Annotated in this window: 11 protein-coding genes; 7 read left to right on the top strand and 4 right to left on the bottom strand. The window is 47.0% G+C overall.

The window, feature by feature from the left end:
* The 5 genes from QUA03_RS27100 to QUA03_RS27080 form a co-directional block, all read left to right on the top strand.
* A partial coding sequence (locus QUA03_RS27100) for a calcium-binding protein (protein WP_333216581.1) occupies window positions 1–964 on the top strand: 964 nt, incomplete at its 5' end.
* 157 nt (window positions 965–1,121) lie between these two features.
* Complete coding sequence (locus QUA03_RS27095) at window positions 1,122–1,325, top strand: hypothetical protein (protein WP_333216579.1); 204 nt, start codon at window positions 1,122–1,124, stop codon at window positions 1,323–1,325.
* Window positions 1,326–1,498: 173 nt separating this feature from the next.
* Window positions 1,499–2,476, top strand: a complete 978-nt coding sequence (locus tag QUA03_RS27090; protein WP_333216577.1) for a threo-3-hydroxy-L-aspartate ammonia-lyase — start codon at window positions 1,499–1,501, stop codon at window positions 2,474–2,476.
* A gap of 82 nt (window positions 2,477–2,558) precedes the next feature.
* Window positions 2,559–2,864, top strand: coding sequence for a small RNA NsiR4-regulated ssr1528 family protein (locus tag QUA03_RS27085; RefSeq protein ID WP_006635311.1), 306 nt, complete (start codon window positions 2,559–2,561; stop codon window positions 2,862–2,864).
* An 81-nt stretch (window positions 2,865–2,945) separates the two neighbouring features.
* Entirely contained in the window at window positions 2,946–3,176 is a 231-nt protein-coding gene (locus tag QUA03_RS27080) for a hypothetical protein (protein ID WP_333216575.1), read from the top strand.
* Between the two features lie 261 nt (window positions 3,177–3,437).
* On the opposite strand, the gene QUA03_RS27075 is transcribed toward QUA03_RS27080, so the two are convergent.
* Both QUA03_RS27075 and QUA03_RS27070 read right to left on the bottom strand, forming a co-directional pair.
* Entirely contained in the window at window positions 3,438–4,355 is a 918-nt protein-coding gene (locus QUA03_RS27075) for an NAD(P)H-dependent glycerol-3-phosphate dehydrogenase (RefSeq protein WP_333216574.1), read from the bottom strand.
* 111 nt (window positions 4,356–4,466) lie between these two features.
* Entirely contained in the window at window positions 4,467–4,895 is a 429-nt protein-coding gene (locus QUA03_RS27070; protein WP_333216572.1) for an NUDIX hydrolase, read from the bottom strand.
* Window positions 4,896–5,074: 179 nt separating this feature from the next.
* Between QUA03_RS27070 and QUA03_RS27065 the strand changes: the two genes are divergently transcribed.
* Complete coding sequence (locus QUA03_RS27065; RefSeq protein ID WP_333216570.1) at window positions 5,075–5,995, top strand: alpha/beta hydrolase-fold protein; 921 nt, start codon at window positions 5,075–5,077, stop codon at window positions 5,993–5,995.
* An 11-nt stretch (window positions 5,996–6,006) separates the two neighbouring features.
* Window positions 6,007–7,686, top strand: coding sequence for a phosphatidylglycerol lysyltransferase domain-containing protein (locus tag QUA03_RS27060; protein ID WP_333216568.1), 1,680 nt, complete (start codon window positions 6,007–6,009; stop codon window positions 7,684–7,686).
* A 223-nt stretch (window positions 7,687–7,909) separates the two neighbouring features.
* Here QUA03_RS27060 and QUA03_RS27055 read toward each other — a convergent pair whose 3' ends face one another.
* Together QUA03_RS27055 and QUA03_RS27050 are read right to left on the bottom strand one after the other, a co-directional pair.
* Window positions 7,910–9,136 (bottom strand): glycosyltransferase family 4 protein, encoded by a 1,227-nt coding sequence (locus tag QUA03_RS27055; RefSeq protein WP_333216566.1) that lies wholly within the window; start codon window positions 9,134–9,136, stop codon window positions 7,910–7,912.
* A gap of 26 nt (window positions 9,137–9,162) precedes the next feature.
* Complete coding sequence (locus tag QUA03_RS27050; protein ID WP_333216563.1) at window positions 9,163–10,734, bottom strand: MFS transporter; 1,572 nt, start codon at window positions 10,732–10,734, stop codon at window positions 9,163–9,165.
* Between the last annotated feature and the right edge of the window lie 175 nt (window positions 10,735–10,909).

Genomic DNA, 10,909 nt, shown 5'->3' with positions numbered 1-10,909 from the left:
AACTCCTGACATTACTGGCAAAGAGTTCGTGATTTTCACAGGCGGCAGTTATGCCTCTTTGGAAGCTGCACAAGCTAAAGCCTTGGGCAATTCTACAAGTGCTGGTTTCTTCGCATTTACTAATGCCTCGAACGAGACGGTGTTGTATTTTGACTCGAACGGTACCGTAGCCGGTGGTTCTACCTTGATTGCGAATCTGGGTACTGCTGCTAGCAATCTGGGAACGGCGGACTTTGTATTTACAGGTACGATCGCACCTTCTGCCAGTGGTACTACTACCAACTCAGGTAGCGTTGCGGATTTAACTGCTGCTGGAAACACTTTCCCCGTCGCCTTTAACAATTTCGGTTCTGGTGCTGGCGGTTACAACTTCACATCTCCTGTCTTGTTTACCGGAGATGCGGCTGATAACAGCGTCACTGGTACTGAGTTTGCTGACATCTTCAGCGGCGGCAGCGGTGCGGACATTTTCGACGGCGGTTTGGGTAACGACAGCATTTCCGGCGACGATGGTAATGACAGCCTCTTCGGCGGTGGCGGTAGCGATACTCTCAACGGCGGCATCGGGAATGACACTTTAATAGGTGGTGTGGGAACCAATGTTCTCAACGGCGGTGCTGGTTTAGATGTGTTTGTGTTCAGCGGAACTACTGCTGACGGCGGCGACTTAATTACCAATTACAGCATTGCTGATGATGTAATTAACCTCGACAGCACTGGCTTTGCAGGCTTTACCACCGGAGTGTCCTTGGCTTCGAGTTTCTACGCTTACAGCAGCACAGTGTCTGATGTAACTGTGTTTGAAGCAACTTTAACCGGGCCGTCCATCATGGCTATCTACGACGGTTTGTCTACTAAACTGTATTACGATAGCAACGGTTCTACGGTTGGTGGTAACAGTTTGTTTGCTACTGTCGATGTCAATTTGGGACCGACCGGTAATTCTGAATTGTTCTTGTTCTAAACGGCAAGAATCCTAATCGGGATATCGGTACGGTTAGGGACACAGCGATGCTGTGTCCCTACAATACAGAGGTAAGGACATAGTAATACTGTGTCCTTTTTTTTGTAATTGTTAAACAATTTAGTCGCTCTTTTTTGGGCAGAAAAATGGCATTGCCGTGTCTTCTTTTGCGTTGGTGTCGATGGTTGAAGTCGATCGCACTCGCGAGGGCAATTTCACCATCCAATTCGGTTTATTTTACCCGTTACCCGAAATCAGGACACTGCGCCGTGCCGTTTCCCTACAATTAATCGGGCGGTGGTTAAATTTGTATTCATTAATCCCTTTCCTCTGCAAGTACAAACTCCCCTTTAATTTTTGATAATAAATTGTCATAATTTTGATTTTAGTCAACAATTTTTTTAACCATTAAGCGCAACACCTAATAATTCTTGCCCTCCAAAATATAATAAAAATTTATAATTTAATGGTAGGAGTGAAGCGGGGAATGCCCACCCTACAAATACAGTCCTCGATCGCCCAAATCTAAAATCTATGAGTGCCTCATTCAGTGCCCAAAATTCCTTGCCAGTCAGTTTCGCCGAGGTGGATGCGGCGGCAAATCGATTGCAGGGCAAAGCTTTCAAGACGCCGGTGCTGACTTCGGAAACTTTCAACAAACGCACAAATTCTCAGGTATTTTTCAAGTGCGAGAACTTTCAGCGCACGGGTTCGTTTAAATTTCGGGGTGCTTGCAATGCTTTGATGCAGCTATCTGAAGCCGAAAAACAGCGGGGAGTGCTAACTTTTTCTTCGGGAAATCACGCGCAGGCGATCGCCCTTGCGGCCCAGTTGTTACAAATTCCTGCTACTGTTGTCATGCCAGCAGATGCGCCAAAAGTCAAGCAAGAGGCGACTCGCGGCTACGGTGCAGAGATTATTTTGTACGATCGCACTCAAGTTTCCCGCGAAGACTTAACCGCTAAAATTGGCGCAGAACGACACTTAACAATTATTCCTCCTTACGATCATCCGTGGGTAATTGCGGGACAAGGTACGGCGGCACTGGAATTAATCGCAGAAGTTGGGGAGTTGGATTTGCTGCTGGTTTGCTGCGGTGGCGGGGGTTTGCTGTCGGGATGCGCGCTCTCCGCAAAAACTTTGTCTCCGCAGTGTAAAGTAATAGGAGTAGAACCGGAGCAAGCAGACGATGCGACGCGATCGTTCCGCACGAAAACGCTACAAACTGTTACTAACCCAGATACGATTGCTGATGGTGCGCGCACGCCATCTTTGGGAAAATTAACCTTTCCTTTGGTGCTGCATTACGTTGATGATATGGCAACAGTTTCAGAAGAGGCAATTCGCCAGACAATGTTTTTTATGTGGGAACGCATGAAGATAGTTGTTGAACCGACGGGAGTGTTAGCAGCGGCGGCTTTGTTGTCAGGTGTTGTGCAGGCTAAAAATGCGAGGATTGGCGTGATTGTTAGCGGCGGAAATGTGGATTTGAGCGAAGTCAATCGATTTTAGATTTTAGATTTTAGATTGAATAATTTATGTAGCAGATTCTCTGATAAAATGCTTGCACAGCAAACTTTGATAACACAGCACAATGTCTTCAGAAACAAACTCAGCGGCTCAATCTACAACTGGTGCAGATGCGATCGATGTTGCGATCGCCTCTGGAATCGACTTTGACGGTACTCCGATTCCGCAAGCAAAATTAGACCTCTACAAGCAAGTGATGGGATTAGAAGCCGGCAGACAGCGCAGTGGCGTGTCAAATACCATGCGATCGCGCATTGTCCGAATCGGTGTCAAACATCTGCCTCAAAACGAGCTCGATAAAATGCTTGTTGCTGCTGACTTCGCCCCGCTGAAAGATAAAGAAGTTGCGTTTTATTACGGCGGAAAGTAGAATTATCTACCCTTCTAGATAGATGAACAGTCATCTCTGGATAGGTCAAACTTGGAACAAATCCTAGCAGAAGGTCAGTTTATGAACACTAACGGTAGTACAGTCATCAGCAACCTCGAGTATGATTTGTTAACAGTTTTGCAAAACAAGTCGGAAGCTTTGAAAGCCTACGAAACTTACATGAAAGATGCTCAAGAAACCGGTTCTCAGCCTTGTGCTGAGCTGTTTCAAAAATTGCAGCAAGCTGACATGGAACACGCCCAGGAAATTCGCCAGCACCTTCAACAGGTAATGCAGCACGGCAAGATGTAAAGCTGGTGTAACTTGCTGTGCAAGTTATGAGTTATGAGTTAAGTAGCAGCTATGAGTTAAAGAGTTTTGGATTCACAACTCATCTTCAATTCTTTAAACTCTTTCTCTACCGAGCGCTCAAAACATCAATCTGACCGCTCAACCAATGTCGCTTACAACTCTTAATTCATAAGTAGCAACTGCTGACACCACTTCTTGAAACTTCAGCTACGGGTAGGGGCTTAGGCGTTGCTTAAGTCCTTACCTATCCAGTGATACAGGTTATAAAATCTCCGGTTTCAAAGCTCGTTCCATCAAGGATAAAACGGCTTGCTCAGCAGTAATTTCACCATTTAATAAGCGATAAACTTGACGAGAAACAGGCACTTCAATGCCGCGTTGATTAGCCAAATCAATCAACACATTAGTAGTATTGACTCCCTCAGCAGTGCTCTGCAATTCGTGCAAAATTTGCTCTAAAGATTTGCCTTCAGCCAATCCGAAACCAACCCGATAATTGCGCGATAAAGGACTGTTGCAAGTAGCGAGCAAATCTCCCAAACCAGACAAACCATAAAAAGTTTCTGCGCGAGCTCCCAAACGAGCTCCCACCCGAATCATTTCTGGCAAAGCGCGAGTCAGCAAAGCAGATTTAGCATTAGTTCCTAATTGTAAACCGTCACAAACACCAGCGGCGATCGCAAACACATTTTTCAAAGTTCCACCTAACTCAGTCCCCAGCGGGTCTTCATTCACATAAACCCGAAAAATATCGGAACTGTAAATATTTTGGACTTGTTTGGCCGCCGCTAAATCCGAACTCGCCGCTACCGTTGCAGCCGGCAATCCCTGCTGAATTTCCTCGGAAAGATTGGGGCCGGAAAGTACCACAATTGAATTGTTAGGAAAAGCATTTTGCCAAATTTGAGACGGAGTGCGTGTGCTCGCAGGGTCTAAACCTTTGGTGACAGTCACTATAATTGTACTGGGACTTAACTCTAACGCCAAAAGTCGATCGACTGTTGCGCCCACCCCTTTCATCGAAACTGCCGAAACAACAACATTCGCACCCGTTATAACTGAGTCTAGATTAACAGAACTGCTGCGCGACCACAAATTAACTCGATCGCCTTTTTTGCCTCCCAGATTTGCCAAGGCCGAACCCCAAGCACCTCCACCTAATATTGTCAAGCTTGCCATAGAATTTAGTTTAATGAATTTAACCGCAGATTAACACAGATAAATCACCGATAAATCATAGCAATCAATTTGCGTTAATCCGCGTGCATCGGCGGTTAACAAATCCTCACCCTACAAACGTGGCCGCAATCCATAATGACGGTAACGCCAATAATCTCGTAAAATGCGATCGTGATCGAAACACAATTCACGAGGAATCTGGCAAGATTCAAAAATTTTTAAACTTTTAGCATCGTCGGCGGCTTGAGGTTCGCCCGTTGCAGAAGCCAAGAATACAATACTAATAGTGTGTTGGCGGGTGTCGCGATTGGGGTCAGAGTAAACGTAAAATTGCTCGATTAATTCTACATTCAAGCTCGTTTCTTCTAAAGCTTCGCGTTTGGCTGCCGTTTCTACCGATTCCCCGTAATCGACAAACCCGCCGGGAAGTGCCCAGCCGTAGGGAATATTGCGGCGTTCGATGAGTACGATCGGGCGGTGCGGGCGATCGGCTAATTCGATGATAATATCAACTGTAGGAGCGGGATTTTGATAAGTCATACCATTTTAGATTAAAAAAGTGAAGAATTTAACATCGTTGCAGTTTAACTGTGGAACGGGTTCCAGAGACCGTTGAAGTTTAGCTGCACAATGTGCGATCGACCTCACCTACAGTTCTACAATATACTTGCATATAATGTACAGATTGCGATCGCTGACCAAAAAGAGAGATTGAAAGTATGCCTAAGTGGCTGGGAAAAGTTTTAGGTATCGGTACGGGTACAATCATCCTCCTCGGTGCGACTGGATACTGGTACGTTTTTATTGCCGGGGCACCTCAGTTAGACCCTCCGAAAGTAGTAGTAGATGCCAACTTAAATTTTGAACTCAAAACATATAAAAGTGCAGCTATGAATTCAGAGCGCACCTACGGTTTAATTTTGCCACCGGGGTACGCAAAAAATCTCAAACAGCGCTATCCAGTCATTTTTTTGCTGCACGGCGGGCACGGAGACGCGCGCGCTTATCAGGACAAAGCCGCTGTTACTTCTGTGCTTCACGATTTATATAAAAGCAAAAGATTGCCGCCATCAATTGTAATTACTCCTGACGGGAACGACAAGCGGGGTACGAGTCCTTTGTGGGACCCGCAGTATTTTGACGGGCCCAACGGTAAGGTGGGAAGTGCGATCGGCTCCGAGTTAGTATCGATCGTAAAATCGCGCTACAGAACGCTGGAAGACCCCGAATTCTGGGCAATGGGAGGACAATCTTCAGGGGGTTGGGGAGCTTTTAATATCGGTTTGCGTTACTTGAAGAATTTTAATATTCTGTTCAGCCACAGTGGTTATTTTACAGATCAAAGTGGCAAGGCTAACAGTCCTAAATATTTAGTGGAAAAACTCCCTGTTAAAGATAAACAGCAGTTGCGCGCTTATTTGGATGCGGGGGAAGCAGACGAAAAATATCTGATTTCCACTCAACAGTTTCACGAGCAATTAAACAGTTTGGGTATAGCCAACGAGTTTAACAAATTTCCGGGAGGACACGGGATTGTTGGCCCGGATGTCGGTTGGAATTATTGGCACAAGCATTTAGCCGATTCTTTGAGCTATGTTGGAAAACAGTTTAAAATATCACTGGCAACACAGAAAAATTAGAAAGGTCAACAGTGTTACCCCAAAAAACTAGGATTGGACTCTGGACTGCATCATTTTTAACCGGATTGGTAGGAGTTATTAACTTGCTGTCTGCTGTAACTCCCAGTTTACCCGATCGCCGAAATTGGTTGGAACCGTTTTTTCCTTTTCCCGTGCGTGCGGGCGGGCATTTTTTTGCAGCAGTTATCGGATTTATGCTGCTAACTCTGGCAACTAATTTGTTGCGGCGCAAGCGGATTGCTTGGTTGCTGACTGTGGGATTGTTAATCGTTTCTATTGTAATTCATTTAGTCAAGGGATTGGATGTTGAAGAAAGCTTGCTTTCTGGGGTGCTGCTGTTTCAGTTGTTGGTGATGCGACAGACGTTTACGGCTAAATCAGATCGCCCTTCAATTGCTCAAGGAATTCGGGTTTTGCTGGGGGCTTTGCTGTTTACGCTGGCTTACGGGACGGCGGGTTTTTATATTCTGGATGGGGGTTTTCAAGTTAACGGACAAGCGGTTAATTTCGATTGGGACGATGCTATATTCCAGACTTTTGCCATGTTTTTTACGGCGGACAATGCGGGGTTGGTTCCGCAAACTCGGTTTGCTAACTTTTTTGCGGATTCGATTTATGCTGTAGGTACGGTAACGCTTGGTTACGCACTTTTAATGCTGCTGCGGCCGGTGCTGCTGCGAAATTCGGCAAGTATTTCGGAACGGAATAAAGCTCAAGAAGTTGTAGCAAAATACGGGCGGACAACGCTAGCGAGACTGGCGTTGCTTCCGGATAAATCTTATTATTTTAGTCCTTCGGGAAAAAGTACGATCGCCTATGTGCCGAAAGGTAGAGGTGCGATCGCTTTGGGAGACCCCATCGGGCCTGCTGAAGACCGCAAAGAATCAATTCTAGGGTTTCAAGAATTTTGCTATCGCAATGATTGGTATCCAGCATTTTATCAAACTTTGCTCCAGGATCTAGAAATGTATTCTACTCTCGGTTTTCGAGTGGTGCAAATTGGCGAAGAAGCTATTGTTAATCTCGAAACTTTTACTCTCAAAGGCAAGAGCAATCAAAACTTGAGAACTGCTATCAACAGACTTACAAAAGCCGGTTATCAAATCGAATTTTACGAACCTCCTTTAAGTTCCGAATTGATGCGGCAAATGAAACTCGTGAGCGAAGAGTGGCTGCAAATGGTTCAGGGTGCGGAAAAAAAATTTTCGGTGGGTTGGTTTGACGAGGCATATTTGCGGGAAACTCGCGTCGCAGCCATCCACACTCCCGACGGTATAATTAGTGCTTTTGCTAATATGATATCGGCCGGAGATGGAGTAGTTGGAGTTGATTTAATGCGGCGTCGCACTGAGGTGGAAAATGGCACGATGGAGTGTTTGTTTGCTTCGATGTTGCAGCATTGTCAAGAATTGGGATATGAAGAATTTGATTTGGGTTTGTCTGCTTTGGCGGGAGTGGGAGAATCTGAGAAATGTGGGCGGTTGGAAAAGGTTTTGATTTATCTTTCGGAACACTTGAGCAAGTTTTATAATTTTAAGGGATTGCACAGTTTTAAAGATAAGTTTGGGCCGCGGTGGGAACCGCGTTATTTTGTTTATCCGAGTTTGGGAAGTTTGCCGGATGTTGTGGTTGCTTTGATTCGGGCCGATTCGGGCGATCGACTTTTGGATTATTTGCGCCCTGGAGGGTAGGCGATTTTGGATTTGAGATTTTGGATTTTAGATTGGGGAGGAATGACTGGTTCCCAGGCGCTTGCCGAAAGGTGTCGTTAACTGGTTGCGAGGCTCTCCCTTAACTGGTTCCCAGGCTCCAGCCTGGTAACGAGTAAAAGAGCCTCGCTTGAGCCAAAGGAGGAGGCAGAGCCTCCGGATCTGCGTTCCCAGGCTCTAGCCCGGCAACGAGCAATCAAAACATTCATGCTAAACCCCGAATTAGTACGCGCTGCTTTTGCAAAACCTCTGCATACAGCTTTTCCAACTCAGTAATATTCTGACTGAGAGTGTATCGCTCCATCGCCCGTTGGCGTGCTTTTTGACCAAGCAGCATTCCCAACTCAGGATGATCGCAAAACAGCGGCAGCAAGGTTTGCAACTGACTTCGTACCCGCTGAGTATTCAAAACTATCCCCGCGCCTTCCTCCAAGGCCTCGCCGTCAGCACCGGCATCGGTTGCCAAACAAGCTAAACCGCAGGCCATCGCTTCCAGGAGCGACAGCGACAGTCCCTCCACCAAAGAAGGCAAAATAAATACGTCTGCACCCCGCAGAATTTCGATCCGGCGTTCCTCCTCGGCAACAAATCCGAGCCACACAATGCCATCATCTTCGCCGTAAAACAGTTGCAGCGAGGCGGCTAGGGGCCCGTCGCCTACGATCGCCAATACGTTCCCAGGGCCAAAATTACAGTGTTTCCAGGCCTTGAGCATCGACTCGACATTTTTCTCCTGGGCAATGCGGCCTTGGTAAACAAAAACTCGATCGGCCTTTAATTCCGACTTCAACCCCGAAGGCCCTGGAGAATATTTAACAGCATCCACACCGTTGGGAATCACAGCCACCCGTTCCTGTGGCACTCCCAACTTCACCAATATATCCCGCTGAATCTGAGAAAAAACGATCGTCGAGTCGTAGTTCGCCAAAAACGGAGCGTACAGTTGATACATCAGGTGTTGGGTTCCCGATGTCAAATTTCGCAATTTGCGATCGAACGGCGGGTGAAAAGTCGCCACCAGAGGCAAATTCAATTCTTGACAAATTTCCGGCAGCAGAAAGTCTAAAGGCGAAAGCGTCAGGGAAGCGTGAACAACATCTGGTTTCAGCCGCCGCAGAGATTTCATCAGCACTGTGCGGGACTTGAGAGTGGGAATCGTATAAATTTGCGATTTGTAGTGACAGGGTAAAGAGACTTCGTTGCAACTCGCGGACGAGAGAGAAGTGGTATATGAGGTTTGAGTAATTCCCTTTCCCCATGAACCATTTGCCATACTCCACCCCGTATTGTTCCTGTCCAGTGAGTCCGCCTCTTGGGCAAAGTGCAGGAAACTGACCTGGTATCCCCGGTCTAATAGTGCGTTGGTGACTTCCCTGGAGTAAGTGACGTTACCGCAAAAAGGTGATTTTTTTCCTAGCCAAGCGATGTGCATTCCAGTAAATCAGAGTTTGTTATTTTTTAGGTTCGATCGACTTTGCTATTTGTGCTACGGAAAATATACCAGGTTAAGACACCCCCAGCCATCGCTAATCCTGCTAAAGCCAAAAATACTGTCGGCAAGCCCAGAAATGTTTCGGCTACCCCGGCCAAAGCCAACGGTAAACTCAAAGCAATATTAGTGGCATTGTTTTGCAGTCCGAAGACTTTTCCCCGCATTTCTTCTGGAGTTTCTGCTTGAATTGTAGTCTGCATCGGCACTCCCACCAATGAGGCAAATAAACCCAACAAGGTAATGAACAGCACCGACAGCCACAAATGGTGGGTAAATGCAGAAAGACCCATCAGAGCAAGTGCCATGCCAATCGAGCCGATTAAACTCAGTTGGGAGTGAGAAAATTTATGGCCAAGATAGCCGACTGTCGTTGCCCCAGCAGCCATGCCAACGCCCACCGCCGCCAGCAAAAAGCCAAATTGTGATGCTTTCATACCTGGGAGAATTTCCGCCAGCCGAACTGCTAGAACTGCCAAGGCTGCAAAAATGGAAAATAGAATAATTAGTTGAATTAAAGCATTGCGGACTTTCGGTTGATCGTTGATGTAACGCAGGCCGTCTCGCAAATCTGCTAGGGGGTGCGGCGGTTCGTGTTCGACTTCGTTTTTTTCGCCTGTTTTCATCGACAGCAACAGCACTCCGGCGAAGGCGTAACTTCCGCCTACTACTAATTCTTTGCCGATGCCGAGTCCGCCGCCGAGGTTGGAAAATAGGGTGTCGGCTAAAGCTAGTAAGGGTTCTCCGACTGCGAAGCCAATAATCACCGACCCCATCATGGTTGTGGTGTAGAGGGAGTTTGCTGATAGCAGGTGGCGGCGTTCCACAATTAGGGGAATCACTGACTGTTCTGCTGGGGCGAAAAATTGAGTTAGAGTCGAGACTAGGAATGTTACTAGCAGCAGCAAGCAGAATCCGAGCGGCAGTTGACCAAGTTCCCACCCGTCGGAGAGCCACAGCAGCACGGGCAAGGTTAACACAAAGGCTCCCCGCAGCAGGTTTGTGGCGACGAGCACTGCTTTTTTCGACCAGCGATCGACATACACGCCCGCAGCGGCCCCGAACAGCACTGCGGGAATGGTAAAGGCGATCATGATTGCTGATACCCACCTACTGATGGTTTGATCTGGCGCTTGAAAGCGGCTGGCCACGAGGGCGATCGTCAGTACGAGATAAACTTTATCTGCAAGTTGGGAAAAAACTTGCCCACTCCACAATGCTAGAAAATTTGGGTTTTTGAGCACTGGCAGAAATCCCGTTTGTTTTTCGGGAATTTCGGCTACTGCTTCGGAGAGTTCTGCTGCTGGCTCTGGTGTGGGAACCGGGGGGATTGCTTCGGGTTCTTGGCTTTTGCCATTGTTCCAGTCTGGTGCTGGAGTTGTGGGGTATTTATCCATTTCTGGGTCTGGGACGTTGCTCCATTGTCGATCGGCGGAGACGGGATAAGAGTCAAACTCTGGAAAATTTTCTCGTTCTTCCATCTTGTGGTGGGTTACGGCTAAAACAGATATTGTCAAATCAGAATCAGACAGTCGCATCATAGAATTTGGGGTGGATGGCCTGGGGTGGTTGAGGTTGGGGGGATGGGAATTTGAATTTGAGGTGTTAACCCCTAAGTTTATTAATAATCTCGTAACTTGTTTGAGTCGATGGGAGGTATTATCCTCCGCACCTCTCAGTTAGATCCGGACGTGCTGGTTTCCCCGCATCCGGCTC

This window comes from Microcoleus sp. S36b_A4 (assembly GCF_036700645.1).
In the GTDB taxonomy this organism is placed as follows: domain Bacteria; phylum Cyanobacteriota; class Cyanobacteriia; order Cyanobacteriales; family Microcoleaceae; genus Microcoleus.
The sequence above is the reverse complement of the archived record's forward strand: the minus strand, read 5'-3'. Positions and strand labels throughout refer to the sequence as shown.